Source organism: Pseudactinotalea sp. HY160, assembly GCF_009372055.1.
Lineage (GTDB): Bacteria > Actinomycetota > Actinomycetes > Actinomycetales > Beutenbergiaceae > HY158.
Window position 1 is genome coordinate 84,772 of sequence record NZ_WHMT01000001.1, and the last position, 19,124, is coordinate 103,895.

Consider the following 19,124-nt stretch of genomic DNA (forward strand, 5'->3'; position numbering starts at 1 on the left):
GGCCGCTGACGCACAATCGGGATGGTCGCCGTGCGCGCAGCGCCGTGCCGATCTCAGCAACCACTCGATGTCATCGGAGACCGTGTCATGAGCCTGAGTCCCAGCCGCCGATCGTTCCTGCTCGGCGCCTCCGCCGCCCTGGCGGTCTTCGCCACCGGCGGCGTCCAACTGCCCGCGCTGGCCGCCACCACGTACGAGGACGCCCTCACCCGCCGCCGAACCTTCCTCACCGGCGGCACCGTCGCGGCCGACCACCCGGGCCTCGCCGCCAAGCGCGCCCGCATCGACGCGCGCACGAAGGACCTGGTCGACACCTTCAACCGCACGCCGGGCCGCACGCACCTGTGGCCGGGCCTGAGGGTCGGTGCCGCCTCGAACACGACCGAGGTCGCGAACATGGGGGTGACCGCGAACCAGATCACCGAGCTCGCGATCGCCTGGGCCTCACCCGGCAGCACCTACTACCGCGACGCCTCCCTCCTCCAGGACATCCACGGCGCGTGTGCGTTCCTCTCCGGCCAGTACCGGGCGGACCGCGGCCGGCCCGGAAACTGGTGGTTCTGGGAGATCGGCCTCCCCCGGCAACTCGCCGACACCCTCACCCTCCTCGGCGACCAGCAGCCCGAGAAGGCCCCGAGCCTGCTCGCCGCCGCCGACTTCTTCGCCCCGAACCCGAACCGGCGCACCGGCTCCTCCCTCAAGGAGACCGGCGCGAACCGGGTCGACAAGGCCCTCGCCTGCATCGTCCGGGGGCTCCTGCGCGAGGACGAGGATCAGATCGCGCTCGGCCGCGACGCCCTCTCCGACACCGAGGGGGAGGGGCGCAACAGCCTCTTCGGCCGCGTCACCTCCGGCGACGGGTTCTATTCGGACGGCTCGTTCATCCAGCACTCGGCCCTGCCCTATTCCGGCACCTACGGCGGCGTGGCGATCAGCGGCGTCGCCGCGGTCATGGCGATGCTCGCGGGCAGCCCCTGGCAGGTGACCGACCCCGACCTGTCGAACCTGCTCGCAGCCGTGGAACTCACCTTCGCGCCCTTCCAATGGGACGTGCGCACGATGGACACCACCCGCGGCCGCGCCGTCTCGCGCGAGGCCTCCCGCGACTACGACTCCGGCTTCGCGATCGCCTCGGCCGTCATCGTGCTCGCCGAGTCCGCGCCCGCGGACCAACGGGAGTCCTTCCGGGCCCTCGTCAAGGGCTGGCTCGAGCGCACGACCGACCAGTCGGTCGCGGACAACGGCCAGAGCCTGGCCGCCTCGGCCCGCAGCCTCGAGGTCGTCGGCGACGAGTCGCTCGCCGCGCGCCCGCCCCGAATCGGCATCACGAACACCTACAACCAGGAACGGATCGTCCAGCACCGGGGCGAGTGGGCCGCCGTCGTCAATACGTCCTCGAGACGGATCGGCCGCTACGAATGGGGCAACCGGGAGAACAACCACGGCTGGTACCAGGGCGACGGCATGCTGTTTCTCTATCACACGGGCGACCCGGCGCAGTACTCCGCGGACTTCTGGCCGACCGTCGACCCGTACGCACTCCCCGGCATCACGGTCAACGGCGAGCAGCGCGCCTCGGGGGAGGGCGACGGCACCGGGATCCCGCGGGCGCAGAACGAGTACGCGGGCGGCCTGACCGTCGGCGATGCCATCGGTACCACGGCGATGGACCTGACGAACGCCACCGGCACGCTCCGGGCCAACAAGTCCTGGTTCCACCTGACCGACTCGATCGTGTGCATCGGCTCCAAGATCTCCGACACGTCGGGGACCGGCGTGCGCACGATCGTGGAGAACCGCGGCTTCGCCACCGGTGCCCTTCCCGCCGTGTCGGCGGACGGCGCCCCGCTCACGCTGACCGACGACCTCGCCCCCGCGCGCGTCGTCCACGTCGACGGGCACGCCGGCATCCTCGCGCTCGCCGCGCCGGGCCGCGCCGAGCAGCGGTTCGGGGTGCGCTCCCAGCAGCGGACGGGCACGTGGGAGGCGATCAACAGCGGCGGCGACACCGGCGGCAGCAGCGAGGCGGTCGCGCGTGACTACGTCCGCATCGAGCAGGCGCACGAGTCCGCCGGCGGCTGGTACGCCTATCAGATCCTTCCGCTCGCCGATGCGGCCCGGACGGCCGCAGCGGCCGACGCCCCGCAGGTCGTCGTCGTGCTTGCGGACGACGACGCTCACCTCATCGAGACCGGCGACGGCTCCAGGTTGGGGCACTTCTTCGCCGCGGGCACGTGGGGCGGCTACACCGTGACCGGCGCCTGCGCGATCGGCCTGCGGCGGGCGCCCGCCGCGACCGGGGGCACGGCGGTCGCCGGCGCCCATCTCACCGAGATCGTCGTGGCGCAGCCGACCAAGGCCGGGGGAACGGTGAGCGTGACGTTCCCGTTCGACGCCCCCGGAACCGTGGCCGGCGTGGACGAGACGATCACCGTGGTCGCCACCTCGCCCCTCCAGCTCGAGGTCGACGTGGACTCGCGGCGGGGCGGTGAGCATCGGCTCTTCTTCGCGAGCCTGGCCACCCCCGAACCCGTGACGGTCCACCACCGGGACGAGGACGGCGAGGCGGTCGCCCCGGACGTCGTGCTCACCGGGGAGCTCGGCGAGGCCTTCGACGCGGTCCCGGTCGAGGTCGAGGGCTACGAGCTCACCGGCACTCCCGCGAACGCGAGTGGGACGTTCGGTGACGAACCGGTCTCCGTCGTGTTCGTGTACGCCCGGGTCGCCGAGCCGACCCCGACCGATACCGCGAGTCCCACTCCGACGGACACGGCGAGCCCGACCCCCACGGACACGGCGAGCCCGAGTCCGACGGGCACCGCGAGCCCCACTCCGACCGGCACGGGCGGATCCACGCCCACCCCGACCGGGAGCGCTGGGGGGAGCCCGACCGCATCCGGTTCCGGCGGCGGCCGACCCGGTGACGACCGGCCCGGTGGCACGGGTGACTCCGGGCCCGGGCGCCTGCCGAGCACCGGCGCCGGGGTGCTCGGCATCGGCGCGCTCGCAGCGGCCACCGCGGGCGCCGGAGCACTGTTGCGCCGCCGCCAGGTGATGTCGGGCTCCGAGCCGGACGCTCCCGAGCCGGGCTCCGAGGCGTCCGATGGTTCCGCCGACACCACCGCGGCCGAGTAGACGGGCCGCCACCTCGGTCGCGTCCGCAGGGTGGGCGGCCCGGACGTGACCTGAGCGGGTCGAGGCCACCCGCGTCGGCGTCGGCGTCGCCGCCCGATGCCGCCGGCCGAGCCCGATGCCGCAGCCCGAGCCCGATGCCGCCGGCCGAACGGACAACGCCGGCCCCCTCACGATCGAGGGGGCCGGCGTTGCCGTGTCGACGTTGTCGTCTCGGGCCCGTCAGTTCACCGACGACCTCCGGCGCAGCACGAGCACGACCGCGCCGGCCGCCAGGATGGCGACGGAGAGGAACGCCAGCGGTGCGCCGCTCGAGACACCCGTGTCGGGCATGTCGTCGATCGGGTCGCCGCCCGAACCGCCGGCAGAGTCGCTCCCGGACGCCGCTCCGCCGTCCTGGTCGGCGCCGGCGTCGGAACCCTGGTCGGTTCCAGAACCCTGGTCCGTGGTGCCGCCACTATCGCTGCCGCCGGTGCCGGCTCCCTGATCAGTGTCCTCGGTGCCGTTACTGCCGTCGGTGTCGTCAGGGCCGCCAGTGCCGTCGGCGCCGGTGTCGGCTCCCTGATCGGTGCCGTCAGTGCCGTCGGTGTCGTCACTGCCGTCACTGCCGTCGCTGCCGCCGGTGTTGTCACTGCCGTCGGCACCCTGCGGCGAGACCGTCACCACGGTGACGACCTCGAGCACGGTCGCCGGATCGGACTGAGCCACGCCGTCCGGCAACTCGAACGAGCCGGTCGCGGTGTAGTCCGCAGCGACGGTGCCGTCGTAGTCCGAGATGTCCCATGTGAGGGCGACGTCGTGGTCGGTGCCGTCGCTGTCGGTGATCGTCGTGGCGGCGGGCAGTGCCGCGCCCGCGTCGGACTCGCTCGTGCCGTACGGCAGGATCACGGGCTCGACGCCGGTGACGTCGGTGATCGTCGGCGTCTCGACCACGTCACAGGTGCCGGGGTCCACCTCGAGCGGCGGAAGCGGATCCGGGGTCTCGCCGTTCACGCCGTTGACGTTCAACTCCGCGAGGGAGCCGAAGTTCGCGCTCGTGTCGGAATAGGACGACAGCCACACGATCTTGACGTGTTCGGTCGTCACCTCCGGCGGCAGCTCGATCGACTGCAGGTCCCGGTTGTTGGGCATCGTGCCGGACGCCACCGCCTCGGCTTCCCACGTGGCGCCGTCCTCGGAGACGTAGACCCGATAGTCCTCGAGCTGACCGTTGGTGTTGCCGGACTGCCGCGGCAGCAGGTTCAACGTGATCTCGGAGTACTCCGACCCGAGGTCGACGCTCAGCCACGGCTGCTTGTCCGGCTCCGGCTGGGACCACTGGCTGTGCCAGATCGTGTCCGGGTCGCCGTCGACGGCCTGGTCGACGTGCGAGTACTCGCTCGCCTCCTGCCAACTGGAGGCCGCCACGGTCAACTCGGCCTGATCGATGCGAGTCCGCGTCGACGGCACGACGGTGAGGTCGAGGTCACGCGTCACGGTCCCGTCCGGGGTCGCATAGGTGACGGTCACGGTCGCCGAACCGGGGGCGGCGTCCTCGGGGACGGCGATCGTGAACGTGTACTCGCCCGGCCCCTCGACCCGAGTGCACGCGGGGCCGACCACCCAGCCGTCACCCGCCGCGAGGCCGAGCGTGCCGCCCGCGACCTCGCCGTCGAGAGTGACGGTCACCTCCGGCTGCGCGCCCTGCTCGACGCTCGTGGGACCCGTGAGGCCCATCGTCGTGAGCGGCTCGATCGTGTAGGTCGTGCCGGCCGCGCCGGTCCACGTGGCCTTGCCGTCGGCGACCTCCACCTCGACCGGGGAGCCGGCCCCGAGGACCCGGATGGGCCCGGTGATCAGCGGCGAGCGCACGCTCACCTCGCCACTCGCGTCCGGGGTCACCCGCAGCTGCGTGCCCGTGCCGTTCGCCCAGGTCGCCCCGATCGTCAGCCCGCCCGCGCCCCGGAGGCCGTCGACCGAGCCGTCGCGCCACGCGCCGGGCAGCGCCGGGAGGATCTCGACGCCGTCGGCATTCGACTGCACGAGCATCTCGGCCACACCGGAGGCGGCCCCGAAGTTCCCGTCGATCTGGAACGGCGGGTGGGCGTCCCACAGGTTGTCGTACGTCGAGTTCTTGAGCTGCTCGCTCAGCATCTTGTGGGCGTGGCTGCCGTCGCCGAGGTTCGCCCAGAAGTTGATCTTCCACGCCTTCGACCAGCCGGTGCCGCCGTCGCCGCGGTCCGTGAGCGTGACCTCCGCGGCCTCGGCGAGCTCGGGGGTGTGCGCCCAGGAGATCGCGTTGCCGGGGAAGAGCGCATACAGCTGGGAGACGTGCCGGTGGTTCGGGTCGGTCGCGTTCACGGAGTCGTCGATCGCGACGTCCTTCCACTCGAGGATGCGCCCGGAGGTCTCGCTCACGTGCAGGCCGGTGTCGAGCTGCGCGAGCGTGCCGGCGACCTCGTCACGGAAGGAGGCGTCGACGTCCAGGATCTCGCCGGCCTCGACCACGGCGGTGAGCAGCTCGGTCGCGAGCTGCTGGGTCATGGCCGCGCCCGCGGTGAACGGGCCGTGCTCGGGGGAGTAGGACGGGCTCGCCACGAGCGAGCCGTCGCGGCCGTCGACCGTGAGGTAGTCGAGCCAGAAGTCCGCGGTCTTCCTGAGCAGCGGATAGGCGGTCTCGGCGAGGAAGCCCTCGTCGCCGGAGTACAGGTACTGACGGAACACGTCGATCGCGAGCCACGCGTTCGCCTCCGGAAACCAGAACGCCTCGGCGTAGTTGTGCACACCCGTGAAGCCCCACGGCGTCGTCTCGTTGTTGACCATCCAGCCGTCCATGCCGAGGATCGCCTCCGCCGACGCCGCACCCGCGGGAACGAGCGACTCGATGTACTCGACGTAGGGGGTGTACGTCTCGGCCAGATTGGTCGACAGCGCGGGCCAGTAGTTCATCTGCAGGTTGATGTTCGTGTGATAGTCGGCGCCCCAGGGCGCCCCGGTCGAGTTGTTCCACACGCCCTGCAGGTTCGCCGGCAGCGGCGAGTTGTCGCGCGAGGAGGAGATGAGCAGGTAGCGCCCGTACTGGAAGAACAGCGTCTCGAGCGTGCGGTCGCGGTCCGTGGCGCCCGTGTACCGGCTCAGGGCGGTGTCGGTGTGGACGTCGATCGGGGCGCCCTGCAGGTCGAGGGCGACGCGGTCGAAGAGCTCGTGATAATCCGCCTCGTGGGCGGCGCGGAGCGCGTCCCAGCCCTGGGCGGCGGCCGCATCGACGGCGGCGGTCACCCGGGCGACGTGTGCGGCGGGGTCCGCCGCGCGGTAGTCGGGGTAGACGGGAGCGTACTCGGTGCCCCCCGAGAAGATCAGGGTCGCGGAATCGGCGCCCGCGACGATCACGTCGGAGCCGGAGTCGGTCACGGACCCGCCCTCGGCGAGCACCTGGATCTGACCGTTGTAGGCGAGGCCATTGCCCGGCACCTCCCCGGAGAGGGTGAGGCGGCCGTCCTCGGCGGTCACGGTGCCGCCGTTCATCTGCGAGCGGTACGTGGCGGTGAAGTCGATCGCGCCCGCGGCGTCGGCGGTGAGGTGGGCGACGATGACGTCGTCGGGGTAGGAGGCGATGTACTCACGGGTGAAGGTGACCCCGTCGACGGTGTACTCCACGGTCGAGACCGCATCGTTCAGATCGAGCGCGCGCTCGTAGTCCTCGTACCCCTCGGTGCCCGGAACGTCGAGCAGGAGTTCGCCGAACGGCTGGTAGCTGCCGTATCCGGTCCTCGGCTTGCCGAGCTTCCCCGCCACCCAGCTCGGATCCGCCTGCCCCTCGGCCTCGATCTTCGCGCGGACGTCGTCGAGGGAGTTCGGGCGGGTCGACCGGTCGTAGTTGCCGTAGTCGTACCCGGCCACGCCGGGTCCGCCGCTCCACAGGCTCTTCTCGTTGAGCTGCAGCCGTCCCTGGGCCACGCCGCCGTAGATCGATGCGCCGAGGGCGCCGTTGCCGATGGGCAGGGTCTCGGTCTCCCAGTCGGTGGCCGGCTGGCCGTAGGTCAGCCGGAGCGGAACCTCCGCTGTCGGGCCGGCGGCCGCGGCGGCGGGTTCACTGAGTTCACTGAGATCGCTGAGGTCACCGGGATCGGCGGGCGGGGCCGCCTGCGCGGCGAGCGTGCCGCCGAGCACGAGGGCCGCCGTGGCGACCGAGGCCGCGACGAGGCCCCGGGCCGGCGAGTGGGCGAGGGTGGGAAGGGACATCATGTCTCCGAGCAGTGCGTCATTGGACGAAGTCATCGTATGTTTAAACCTGCTCGTTTGCCTAGTCCGATCGAGGAATCGGTGCCACGGCGCGGCGAGCGGCGACCGATCGGCCGCCCCGGAGGCCTCAGTCGTGACGAGTTCTGCATGCTTGAATGATGATCGAGCATGTCGACGATTGATTTGTGCATCATGAGATCGATCGACGTCATGGCGGCTCGCGCGCCTGTCTGTGGCTGTGCGTAGCTGAGTAGATCTGTTGACGTCGGATGGCTGGGCCCGCTAGCGTGCGGTCCCATGCTCACAAGACATACCGTGAGGACTGCAATGGCTGCACTCCTCGCCGCAGGCACCGTCGCCGCACTGACCTCCGGAGCCGTCGCCGCACCAGGCGACTCCGCCGACACCGATGCGGGGGCGATCCACGTCGATTGCGCCGGCGCCACCGACGGGGTGGGCACCGCCGACGACCCGCTCGGTTCGATCGCGGCGGTCAACGCTCTCGACCTGGACCCGGGGCAGCAGGTGCTCTTCAAGCGCGGGGTCACCTGCCTCGGGCAGTTCGCGCCCGTCGGGCAGGGCACGGCCGCCGCCCCGATCGTGGTCGGCGACTATGGGCAGGCGAGCGGGCGTGCGGTGATCGACGCGGATGGCGCGACCAATGCGGTCCTGCTGAAGAACAACGCGTTCCTGCACCTGACCGACCTCGAACTCATCGCCCCCGGCGACAACACGGAGGTGCGGCGCGGCGTCTACGTGTACGGCGAGGACGGCGGCACCCTCGCGGGCGTCCGGCTCGAGGGCCTCTACATCCACGACGTGCGCGGCCAGCTCCCGTACCTGGTCGAGCCGGGGAACGCGGCAAGCTTCAAGGGCAAGGGCCCGAACGCGTCCGGCGCGATCATCGTCGACGCCATGGGAACCGTGACCCCGACCGCATTCGACGATCTGACCATCGTCAACAACCGCATCGACGACGTCGATCGCCAGGGCATCTACTTCTGGTCGAACTGGTGCCGTCGACCGGAGCTCAACCGCTGGAGCGAGCTGTGCTCCGCCCCATGGTTCCCCCACACCGACGTGCTCGTCGCGGGGAACACGCTGACGAACGTCGGCGGTGACGGGATCGTCATCACCGGCACGATCGGGGCGACCGTCGAGCACAATCTCCTCGACGGGTTCAATCGGCGCTCTCGTTCCTACAACGCGGGCATCTGGACCGCAAACTCCGAGCGGGTCCTCATGCAGTACAACGAGGCGAGCCACGGCGAGGGGCTCCTCGACTCCCAGGCATTCGACATCGACCACGCCACCCGCGACGTGGTGGTGCGATACAACCTGAGTCACGACAACGACGGCGGATTCCTCCTCACGTGCCCGGACGCCTGGGGCACGTACGACTTCCGCGTGTACGGCAACATCTCGATCAACGACGGCGCCCGAACCTTCCAGCACGGTTGCGGCAACGGGCCTATCTACGGCGGAAAGATCTTCAACAACACGTTCTATGTCGACGACGTCGCCGCGACGATCTGGTCGGACAACGGCATCCGGCCGGACGTCGAGATCTTCAACAACATCTTCGTCGCCACGGACTCCGGAACGTTCGACTTCGTCAAGCCCGCGGACGGCCTGACGATCGACCACAACCTCATGACCGGCTTCAGCGCCCCGGACGCCGCCACCGACACGATCACCGGCCGCGCCGACTTCTTCGATCCGGGCGGCATCGACGCGGCAGACTACCGGCTGGGCCCGGACAGTGACGCCCTCGGCGCCGGCGTCGCGGTCGACCTCGCCCCGCTCGACTACTTCGAGAATCCGGTTCCCGCCGAGAGCCTCAACCTCGGTGCCTACCAGGGGCCGGGTCTGGAACGCACGGAGGCGAACGGCTGCACGATCGGCCTCGAGGCGCCCGCCGCCCCCGTGGTGGACGGAACGGCCACGATCGAGTTGCGGGTGAGCAATCCCTGCGACGCCGCCATCGCCGGCGGCGCGGCGATCGAGGCCACGATGTCGCCGGACTTCACCCTGTCCGGATCGCCGGTGCTGCCCGCGCTGGCCGCCGGGGCCACGGACGTCGTGCCGGTGACGATCGCCGTGCCCTCGACCATCGAGCCCGGGACCTACCCGGTGACGATGAGCGCCCGGACGGTCGCCGTCACGTCGACGCTCACGGTCTCGGACTCCTGGCACGTCTACGCGCGGGAGGACTTCGACGGTTCGGCCGACCTGCCGACCGGATGGACCGCCACCCATCCGGGCGACACCCAGATCGTCGCGTCGGACGGTGGCCGCGCGGCGCGTCTCGACCGGGTCGCGGGCGCGACCAACGCGGTGCGCTGGAACGTCGCCCCGGGTGAGGCGCCGGTCCGGGTGACGATGCGCGTCAAGGCGGCGCAGGTCGACAACGCGCTCGGCATCCACGTGCTCGATTCCGACGGTTCCCCGGTGGCGCGCCTGTCGATGGCCGACACCGGGCTCTGGGCCTACACCGACGGCAATTCCTTCGTCGACGCCCCGACGAGCTACGCGGCCGACGAATGGTACGACCTGTCGATCATCGTGCACGGTGCGGAATACGAGGCGTTCGTCGACGGCCGGTCCGTCGGGCGGGGAGCCACGACGGGCACCGGGATCCCGGCCGCCCTGCGAGTGCAGATCCCCAGCAGCGCGACCCGTGCGGGTCACTTCCTCCTGGACGACGCCTCCTTCGCGAGCGCGGTGACCGAGAGCGACCTGCGCCCGCCGGCACCGGTCGAGCCGGCCGGCGCGACCGACCCGGCGGTGGAACTGCAGCGGCCCCAGGCCGTCGAGGCCGGACACAGCCTCGGGCTCCTGCTCTCCGGGTTCCGCCCGGGTGAGCGGGTGGCAGTCACCGGACCTGAATCGTCTGCCGTGGGCGTCACCGAGCCCGACGGCACGGTCCGGATCGCACTGCCGATCCCGGTCACCGCCGCCGGCGGCGCGATCGACGTGACCGTGACCCAGGACCAGTTCGGCGAGGCGCTCACTCTCACCACGAACGCGACCGTCGTCGCGGCGGAGCCCCCGAGCGAGCCCGACACGTGCTCCGCCACGGGCGAGGACTTCGAGGGCATGACCGCGGGCGAGGCCCCGACGGGATGGACGACCGCCGGCGACCCCGAGCCCGTCGTCACCGGCGAGGACGGGCACCGTGTGCTCGCACTCACCCGTGATCCCGCGACCACCGGCCTCGTGTTCGCGCTGTGCGACATCGGCGAGCAGGCGGAGCCGGTCACCGTGCAACTTGCGGTGCGCGCGAGCACGAACGCCTCGGCGCTCGGGATCCACTGGCTCGACGCCGCGGGCACTCCCGTGCTCCGGACGAGCATGAACGAACTCGGCACATGGAGCTACACGAACGGAGACGCCTTCACCGACACCGCGATCCCGTATACGGCCGGCGAGTGGCACGTCGTGGACCTGATCATCGCCGACGGCTCCTACGAGCTGCGGGTCGATGGGGCCGCGGTCGGGGGCGGATCGGTGCAGAGCGGCGCACCCGGTGCCCAGCTGCGGCTGCAGATTCCGTCCTCGGCGGTGACCGCGGCGACCTTCGAGATCGACGACATCGTCTTCGGCGGCGAACCGTACGATCCGGACGGCGGCTCCGACAGCGGAGCCGACGTCGACGGTGGGTCCGACAGTGGGGCCGGTTCGGATGGTGGCTCCGACACCGGGGCCGGTTCGGATGGTGGCTCCGATACCGGGGCCGGATCGGATGGTGGCTCCGATACCGGGGCCGGATCGGATGGTGGCTCCGACACCGGGGCCGGATCGGACGGTGGCTCCGACACCGGGGCCGGATCGGACGGTGGCTCCGACACCGGGGCCGGATCGGACGGTGGCTCCGACACCGGAGCGGGTTCGGACGGAGCCGTCGATGCGGGAACGGACGGTGGTGCCGACAGTGGGGCCGGTGCGGACGGAGCCCTCGACGGCGGAGCCGATGTCGATGGTGGATCCGAGAGTGGGGCCGGTGTGGAGGGCGGTGCCGGGTCGGGAACGGACGGCGCCGTCAACGCCGAGGCATCGGCATCGGGATCCGGCACGGACACGGATCACGCCCCGGACACGGATCACGGCCCGGACGCACCCGGCGCAGGTACTCCCGCGATGCCCGAGACCGGAGTGAGTGTCGGGATGACGCTCGCAGCGATCCTCCTGCTCCTCGGCGCCGGCGTTCTCCTGCGCCGCGGCCGCACCGCCTGATCGGCGGAGCGGGTGGCCCCGACGTCGCCACGTGGCGTCGAGGCCACCCGCTCCCCTCCTGCTCACTCCTGGTAGGTTCGGGACGTGCCCATCGACATCCTCGCGGTGATGAAGCATGCCGCGGACACCGTGATCATGCCGCGCTGGCGTTCCCTCTCCGACGATCAGGTGGAGGAGAAGAACCCCGGGGACCTCGTGACCGTCGCCGATCGGGAATCCGAGCAGGTGATCACGGCGGAGCTCCGCTCGGCCCACCCGAAGGCGATGATCCTCGGAGAGGAGGCGTACGCGGCCGATCCGGGCATCCTCGAGGACTTCCAGCGGGCGGAGCACGCCTTCACGGTCGATCCGATCGACGGCACCTCGAACTTCGTGCACGGCTCGCGGGACTTCGCGGTCATGGTGGCCGAACTGCGGGCCGGCGACGTCGTGCGTTCGTGGATCTGGCAGCCGGCCCACGGGGTCGCCTACGAGGCCGAGGCCGGAGCCGGCGCGACGAGGAACGGCGCGGTGCTCCCGCGGCGCGAGCTCGACCCCGACACCGCGACGTGGCGCGGGGCGACCGCCCGGCGCGGACTGCTCGCGCGCGACCACGTGCCGCTGGCGCAGCTGCGGGAGGCCGCCTGGTGCTGCGGGGTGGACTATCCCCACGTGGCCACCGGCGACCTCGACTACCTCGTCTACTCGAAGGTCTGGCCCTGGGATCACGCCCCCGGCTCCCTGCTCGTGCGCGAGATCGGCGGGCGCAGCATCCGCAAGGACGGCTCGAGCTACTCCCCGGCCGCCCCGATCGGGCGGTGGCTCCTCGCGGGGGCGGACGCGAGCGCCCCCACGGCGCTCTCCTACCTCGAGGCGGACCTCACCGAGGAGAACTAGCCGCCCGCGAACGGCGGCAGCACGTCGACCGTCGCGCCGATCGGATCGGCCGGCTCGGCGGCCTGGCCGTCGACGAGGAAGGAACACAGCTGGATCACCCCGGCCAGTCCCGGGTGCTCGGCGATCATCGCATCGCGCAGGTCGGCCACCGTGGCGGCCTCGGCGACGGTCAACGTCTCGGCCGTCACACCGGCCGCATCGGCCGCCGCGGCGAAGTAGCGAACCTGGATCGTAGCCATGGCCCCATCATGCCAGTCCGGCGCCGGGTGGGCCCGTCTCGCGCCGTTGCGCGATTCGGTCGCGAGAGATCAGACGTCTTCCGTACACTGTCCCCATGGCACTGACTGACCGCGCGATCGGCGAGATCAAGGCGATGATCCAGGCCGGGGACCTCCAGCCCGGCGACCGGCTCCCGCCCGAGGGCGAACTGAGCGAGCGACTCGGCCTCTCCCGCAGTTCCCTGCGCGAGGCGGTCAAGGCGCTCGAGGCGATGCGCGTGCTCGATGTGCGCCGCGGCGACGGCACGTACGTCACGAGCCTCGAGCCGCGCCTCCTGCTCGAGGCGATGAGTTTCGTGCTCGACTTCCATCAGTCGCACGCCGTGCTCGAGGTGTTCGAGGTGCGGCGCATCCTCGAGACCTCCAGCGCCGCCCTCGCCGCGGATCACGCGACGCCCGAGCAGGTGGCGGGCCTGCGCGAGTCCCTCGCCGCCTCCCGTGCGGCCTCCGACATCGAGGATCTGGTCGAGCACGACCGGGACTTTCACGCCCGCATCGCCGACTCCACCGGCAACGGCTACCTCGCCGGTCTCCTCGGGACCGTCTCGGACAAGACCGTGCGCGCGCGGATCTGGCGGGGGCTGACCCAGGACCGGGCCGTGGACAAGACCCTGGCCGAGCACGAGGCCATCATCGCCGCGATCGAGACCGGCAATTCCGAGCTCGCCCGCGCGCTCATGCTCGTGCACGTCGCCGGCGTCGAGGACTGGCTGCACGCCAACGTCGACGACTCGACCGGGCAGGTAGCCGAGCCCGAGTCCGCCGAACCCGACGAGCCCGAGGGGGCCGACGGAACGGGGCTCGAGGGAGCAGGCGTCAGCGGGCACCGACCTCGATGAGCAGGACGCCGGCGGCGACGAGCCCGATCCCGACGGCCATGAGCCGCGTGAGCGGCTCCCGGAACAGGACCATCGAGAGCACGGCCGTGAGGGCGACGCCGGTGGCCGTCCAGATCCCGTAGGCCACCCCGAGCGGCATCCCCTCGCCGAGCGCCAGGCTCACGAGGGTGAAGGCGAGCAGGTAGCCGACCGCCACCATCGCGTACCAGCCCCGGCCGCGGTCGATCGCCAGGCGCAGCGCGACCGTGCCCGCGACCTCGAAGACGATGCCGGCCACGAGGAAGGCCCAGGCGAGCGCGGTCATCGACCCTCCCCCGATCCGGTGGCCCCGGCCCCGGTCCCCCCGGGCTCGGCTGGGCCGGACGGGCCGGACGAGCGCGCGGCGGCCTGCGAGCCCAGTTCGATGCACAGCACCCCGGCGATGACGACGAGGATGCCGGCGATCATGAGCGGGGTGAGGGGCTCCTCGAACAGGAGGGTGGACAGGGCTGCCGTGAGCGCGACGCCGCAGGCACCCCAGATGCCGTAGCCGACGCCCAGTCTCATGCCCGCCCGCAGCGACAGGCTGAGGAGCGCGAAGGCCGTGAGGAAACCCGCGACGACCACGACGTAGAGGCCCGGACGGTCGAGCGCGCCGCGCAGGGACAACGAGCCGGCGACCTCCGAGCCGATCGCTCCGGCGAGGAGGTACCACGCCCGCGGCGCCGGGGACCGGCCGCTCATCGCCGCCCCATCACGAGCCGCCGCCCGTCGCGAGCCGCCGCGCTGCTGTCACGAGCCGTTGCCCGGGGTGTGCGACTGCGCCGCGACGGACACGACCCCCTTGCGCAGGATCACGTTCCCGTACGGGCGCAGCTCTCCCGTGCGGATGATTGCGGACGCCGCCCGCGCCCGTTCGTAGAACTCGAACCGTTCCACGAGCTCGACCCGGTCGGCGGGCACGCCCGCGGCCGCGCGCAGCTCGCGCTGGACGCCCACGTCGATCCCCGGCTCGGCCTCCATGAGCTGGACCGAGGGCCCCTCGTAGTCGTCCGCGGGCATGACCGTGCGGACCGCGGCGAGCACCTGCGGCGAGGCCAGGCCCGGCAGGTCGAGGGCGTCCGCCGCGAGCGTGTGGGCCGGGAAGTTGGCGTCGGCCACGACGAGCGAATCGCCGTGGCCGAGCTCGTCGAGCATCCGCAGCACCCGACCGGTGAGGATCGGGTGGATTCCGGTGAGCATGTCAGGTCCAATCCGTGGGCAGTCCGTAGACGCGGGTGGCGGTGCCGGAGCAGATCGATCCCCGGTCCCTCGCGTCGAGGGTAGCGAGGAGTCGGTCGCGGCGCGCGACGTCGTCCGCGAGCGCCGCGTCGCCGCCGAGCATCGGCATCGGCCAGTCGGATCCGAGCATGAGCCGGCCCGGCCCGAAGGCCTCGAGGGCAACGTTCCAGGCCGCGTCGAGCACGCGGGCGGGCAGCAGCAGCCCGCCGTGGTGCAGGCCGGAGACCTTCGCCACGACGTTGTCCTGCTCGGCCGCGGCCCGCAGCTGGGCCGCCCACTCGGCGAAGGCGCCGGCCTCGGCGGGCGGCTTGCCGAGGTGGTCGATCACGACCGTCAGCCCGGGCAGGTCGGCGGCGACGCGCGCCGCCTGGTCGAGGTGGCGGGGGAAGGCGTCGGGGACCTCGAGGGGCAGCCCGGCGCCGGCGAGCAGGGCGAGGGTCTCGCGCGCCGCCGCGCGGTCGAGCACGCCCGGATCGGGATCGGCGTGGATGAGCTGGCGGATGCCCACGAGCCTGCTGCCGGCGGGCCGCCCGGCATAGCGGGCCAGCTGCGCCGCGGCGTCCTCCGGATCGGTCAGCGGAACCCAGCCCACGACGCCGAGCACCCAGTCGTGGGCCGCCGCGACGGCGAGCATCGCGTCGGTGTCGGCGCGGGTGTCGTCGGCCTGCACGAGGATCGCGCCGTCGTAGCCGGCCGCCTCGTGGAATGCGCGGGCCTCGGCCGGGCCGATCGTGCGGTGGAGCGGGCCGAGCTCCGGGGTGATCCACGTATAGCCGCCGCCGGCGAGGTCCCACAGGTGCAGGTGCGCATCGATCGTCCTCATGCCGGGATGAGCCCCTCGGCCGCGAGGTCGGACCACAGTCGGTCGGGCACGGGCACGGCCATCCGCTCGTTGTTCTGGGCCACCTGCTCGAGCCGGCTGATGCCCACGACCACGGCGGCGACCGCCGGGTGCCGCAGCGTGTACTGCAGCGCGGCGGTGGGCAGCTCGACGCCGTGCCGGGCGCACACCGCGGCGATCGCGACGGCCCGCTCGTACAGCTCGGGCGGCACGGCACCGTACTCGTAGCGGCCGCTCCGCGAGGGCGTGGCGCGCGCGAGCAGGCCGGAGTTGAAGATCGAGGCGGTCACCACGCGGACATCCCGTTCCAGGCACAGCGGCAGCAACTCGGCCGCGGCGCCCTGTTCGAGGAGCGTGTAGCGGCCGGCGCACATGAGCACGTCGAGGTCGGCCCGGCGCACCGCCGCGACCATCGCCGCTGTGGACATCGAGCCGACGCCGACCGCCTCGACGATCCCCTCGTCGCGGAGCTGCTCGAGCGCGGGAAGCGCCTGGTCCAGCGCGGCGTCCAGCCCGATCTCGGCCTTGTCCGGGTCGTGCAGGTAGGCGATGTCGATGCGGTCGAGGCCGAGCCGTTCGAGCGAGTCCTCGATGCTGCGGCGGATGCCGCCGGCGGTGTAGTCCTGCACGCGCTCGTGATCGGCCGGCACGTGGAAGTCGTTGGCCAGGTCGAGCGCGCCGGTCGGGTTGCTCACCGGCGTGAGCAGCCGGCCCACCTTCGTCGAGAGCACGAACTCCTCCCGCGGCTTCGTGGCCAGGAACGCGCCGAGGCGCCGCTCCGAGAGACCGAGACCGTAGTGCGGGGCCGTGTCGAAGTAGCGCATGCCGGCGTCCCACGCCGCCTCGGCGATCTGGCGGACCTGCTCCTCGGACCGTTCGGCGAAGAGGTTCCCGAAGCCGGCGGCGCCGAAGCCGAGGCGCCCGTCGATCGAGGTGAGCGCGTTCATGTGACAGCCTTTCGGGGGCGGCGGCGGTGTATTCGCGGGTGAGTGCAGATGTTCGCAGATGTTCCGTGGACGGTCGAGGGAGCGGGCACGCCGGGGCGCGACGCGGCCGGGCGAGCGCTCCTACGCGGGGCGGAGGGCGTCGTCCCCGAGCTTCGCCGGCGGCAGGAACGTGTTCGCCAGGATCGATTCGGCGCGCATCTCCATACCCGTGCCCGGCGCCGACGGGGCGCGGTAGCGGCCGCGCTCGATCACTGTCGGAACGACGAAGTGCTCGTGGAGGTGGTCGACGTACTCGATCACCCGGCCCTCCATGGTGCCCGTGACCGCGACGTAGTCGAACATCGACAGGTGCTGGACGGCCTCGCACAGCCCGACGCCGCCGGCGTGGGGGCAGACGGGCACGCCGAATTTGGCGGCGAGCAGCAGGTTGGCGATGTTCTCGTTCACCCCGCCCACGCGCGCGGAGTCGATCTGCAGGTAGGACAGGGACTTCGCCTGGAGCATCTGCTTGAACACCACCCGGTTGGCCACGTGCTCGCCGGTCGCGACCGGGATGGGGGCGATGGCGCGCGCGATGGCGGCGTGGCCGAGCACGTCGTCGGGGCTCGTGGGCTCCTCCACCCAGTGCGGGTCGAACGGGGCCAGGGCCGTGATCCAGCGGATCGCCTCCGCCACGTCCCACCGCTGATTGGCGTCGACGGCGATGGGGAAGTCGGGGCCGCACACGTCGCGGGCGATGCGCATGCGGCGGACGTCGTCGTCGAGGTCCGCGCCGACCTTGAGCTTGATCTGGGTGAACCCCTCGGCGATCGCCTCCGCGCAGAGGCGGGCGAGCTTCTCATCGGAGTAGCCGAGCCAGCCGGGCGAGGTGGTGTAGGCGGGGTAGCCGGCCTGCTCGAGGTGGGCGATGCGCTCGGCGCGGCCGGGTTCGGCGGCCTCGAGGATCTCGAGGGCCTCGTCGCGGGTCAGGGCGTCGCTCAGGTAGCGGAAGTCGACGAGGTCGACGAGCTCGGCCGGGCTCATGGTCGCGAGCAGCTTCCACAGCGGCAGGCCGGCGCGCTTGGCCTTGAGGTCCCACAGGGCGTTGACCACGGCGCCGATGGCCATGTGGATGACCCCCTTCTCGGGGCCGAGCCAGCGCAGCTGGGAGTCGCGGGTGAGCAGGTCGGAGGCGGCCCCCAGATCGGCGAGGAGCTCCTCGACGTTGCGGCCGACGATGTGATCGGCGAGTGCCTCGATCGCGGCGAGCTGGACGTCGTTGCCGCGGCCGATCGTGAACACGAACCCGTGCCCGGCGTCGGCGGGGTCGGGGGTATCGGTCCGGATCGTCAGGTAGGCCGCCGAATAGTCCGGGTCGGGATTCATCGCATCCGAACCGTCGAGGCTGAGGGAGGTGGGGAAGCGGACATCCGCGAGATCAACGGCGATGATGGTCGACATGGCTCTTCTCTACACTGATTCAGGGCCTTCCAGCGGATGCACGCAGCCCGGGACACGACCAGCTTAGACATCTGATGTTTAAGGGTCAAGCGTCACGACTGCCGAGGGATCCGTGAGTATCATGGCTGAGAGTTCCGATGTTCGGCGGCGGGGCCGTCGCTCACACGAGGAGGTACGGATGCGATTTGCCCGACTCGGCCCACAGGGGTCGGAGATTCCCGTTCTGGTGACGGAGGAGGCCCATTACGATCTGCGGCCGATCACCGCCGATATCGACGGCGAGTTCCTCGAGCACCGGCAGGGCGAGGTGGCCGCCGCCCTGGCCGCCGGCACGCTCGAGACCATCGACCCGGCCGGACTGCGGATCGGCGCGCCGATCGCCCGCCCGACGGCGATCGTGTGCGTGGGGATGAACTACGCCGCGCACGCCGCGGAATCGGGGAGTGCGCCGCCGGAGCTCCCGGTCATCTTCTTCAAGCACCCGAACACGCTCGGGGGACCCGACGATGCCGTGGAGATCCCCCGGGGAAGCGAGAAGACCGACTGGGAGGTCGAACTCGCGCTCGTCATCGGCAAACGGGCCAGTTACCTGGACTCCGTGGCGGAGGCGGCCGATCACATCGCCGGCTACACCGTGGTGGACGACCTGTCCGAGCGGACGTTCCAGCTCGAGGTCTCCGGCGGGCAGTGGTCGAAGGGCAAGTGCTCGCCGGGATTCAGCCCGACGGGCCCGGTGCTCGTGACCGCCGACGAGGTGGACGCGGGCAACCTGCGGCTGCGCTCCTGGGTCAACGGGGAGCCGCGCCAGGACTCGGTCACCGCCGACATGATCTTCGACACCCGCTACATCGTGTGGCACCTGAGCCAGTTCATGGCGCTCGAGCCGGGCGACCTGGTCATCACCGGCACGCCGCAGGGCGTGGCCCTCTCGGGCCGGTTCCCGTACCTGAGCGCCGGCGACGTGGTCGAGGTCGAGATCGAGGGCATCGGCCGCCAGCGGCACACCTTCGTCGAGGTCGGCTCGGCCCCGATGGCAGGAGGGGCGGCATGAGCG

At 71.7% G+C, this 19,124-nt stretch carries 13 protein-coding genes; 5 read left to right on the forward strand and 8 right to left on the reverse strand.

Going from position 1 to position 19,124, the window contains the following annotated elements:
* Positions 1-87 precede the first annotated feature (87 nt).
* Positions 88-3,135 carry a polysaccharide lyase family 8 super-sandwich domain-containing protein gene (locus tag GCG21_RS00365; protein WP_194164860.1) on the forward strand — a complete coding sequence of 1,016 codons (3,048 nt, stop codon included), beginning with the start codon at positions 88-90 and terminating at the stop codon, positions 3,133-3,135.
* Between the two features lie 219 nt (positions 3,136-3,354).
* Here GCG21_RS00365 and GCG21_RS00370 read toward each other — a convergent pair whose 3' ends face one another.
* On the reverse strand, positions 3,355-7,389 hold the full coding sequence (locus tag GCG21_RS00370; protein ID WP_152817277.1) for a glycoside hydrolase N-terminal domain-containing protein: 4,035 nt from the start codon (positions 7,387-7,389) through the stop codon (positions 3,355-3,357).
* A gap of 291 nt (positions 7,390-7,680) precedes the next feature.
* Between GCG21_RS00370 and GCG21_RS00375 the strand changes: the two genes are divergently transcribed.
* Together GCG21_RS00375 and GCG21_RS00380 are read left to right on the forward strand one after the other, a co-directional pair.
* Entirely contained in the window at positions 7,681-11,589 is a 3,909-nt protein-coding gene (locus GCG21_RS00375; RefSeq protein ID WP_194164861.1) for a right-handed parallel beta-helix repeat-containing protein, read from the forward strand.
* A gap of 84 nt (positions 11,590-11,673) precedes the next feature.
* Positions 11,674-12,465: an inositol monophosphatase gene (locus tag GCG21_RS00380; protein ID WP_370517174.1), complete on the forward strand. Its 792-nt coding sequence runs from the start codon at positions 11,674-11,676 to the stop codon at positions 12,463-12,465.
* On the opposite strand, the gene GCG21_RS00385 is transcribed toward GCG21_RS00380, so the two are convergent.
* Positions 12,462-12,704 (reverse strand): MoaD/ThiS family protein, encoded by a 243-nt coding sequence (locus tag GCG21_RS00385; protein WP_152817281.1) that lies wholly within the window; start codon positions 12,702-12,704, stop codon positions 12,462-12,464. The two genes, GCG21_RS00380 and GCG21_RS00385, sit on opposite strands and share 4 nt — an antisense overlap.
* 95 nt (positions 12,705-12,799) lie before the next feature.
* On the opposite strand from GCG21_RS00385, the gene GCG21_RS00390 reads away from it, so the two are divergent.
* Complete coding sequence (locus GCG21_RS00390; RefSeq protein WP_152817283.1) at positions 12,800-13,582, forward strand: FadR/GntR family transcriptional regulator; 783 nt, start codon at positions 12,800-12,802, stop codon at positions 13,580-13,582.
* On the opposite strand, the gene GCG21_RS00395 is transcribed toward GCG21_RS00390, so the two are convergent.
* The 6 genes from GCG21_RS00395 to GCG21_RS00420 all read right to left on the reverse strand — a co-directional run bounded on the left by GCG21_RS00395 (position 13,560) and on the right by GCG21_RS00420 (position 18,070).
* Entirely contained in the window at positions 13,560-13,886 is a 327-nt protein-coding gene (locus tag GCG21_RS00395; protein ID WP_152817284.1) for a multidrug efflux SMR transporter, read from the reverse strand. The genes GCG21_RS00390 and GCG21_RS00395 overlap by 23 nt on opposite strands.
* Positions 13,883-14,305 carry a multidrug efflux SMR transporter gene (locus tag GCG21_RS00400; RefSeq protein ID WP_152817286.1) on the reverse strand — a complete coding sequence of 141 codons (423 nt, stop codon included), beginning with the start codon at positions 14,303-14,305 and terminating at the stop codon, positions 13,883-13,885. Before GCG21_RS00400 ends, GCG21_RS00395 begins: the two co-directional genes overlap by 4 nt.
* A 48-nt stretch (positions 14,306-14,353) precedes the next feature.
* Positions 14,354-14,803 carry an RbsD/FucU family protein gene (locus GCG21_RS00405; RefSeq protein ID WP_152817288.1) on the reverse strand — a complete coding sequence of 150 codons (450 nt, stop codon included), beginning with the start codon at positions 14,801-14,803 and terminating at the stop codon, positions 14,354-14,356.
* A gap of 1 nt (position 14,804) precedes the next feature.
* Positions 14,805-15,665 carry an amidohydrolase gene (locus GCG21_RS00410; protein WP_152817290.1) on the reverse strand — a complete coding sequence of 287 codons (861 nt, stop codon included), beginning with the start codon at positions 15,663-15,665 and terminating at the stop codon, positions 14,805-14,807.
* Positions 15,662-16,630: an aldo/keto reductase gene (locus tag GCG21_RS00415; protein WP_152817291.1), complete on the reverse strand. Its 969-nt coding sequence runs from the start codon at positions 16,628-16,630 to the stop codon at positions 15,662-15,664. The genes GCG21_RS00410 and GCG21_RS00415 overlap by 4 nt, the downstream gene beginning before the upstream one ends.
* 120 nt (positions 16,631-16,750) lie before the next feature.
* Entirely contained in the window at positions 16,751-18,070 is a 1,320-nt protein-coding gene (locus tag GCG21_RS00420; RefSeq protein ID WP_152817293.1) for an enolase C-terminal domain-like protein, read from the reverse strand.
* 178 nt (positions 18,071-18,248) lie between these two features.
* Here GCG21_RS00420 and GCG21_RS00425 point away from each other — a divergent pair, with 178 nt between their 5' ends.
* A complete protein-coding gene (locus GCG21_RS00425; RefSeq protein WP_152817295.1) occupies positions 18,249-19,121 on the forward strand; it encodes a fumarylacetoacetate hydrolase family protein in 873 nt (290 codons plus the stop codon).
* Positions 19,122-19,124: the final 3 nt, after the last annotated feature.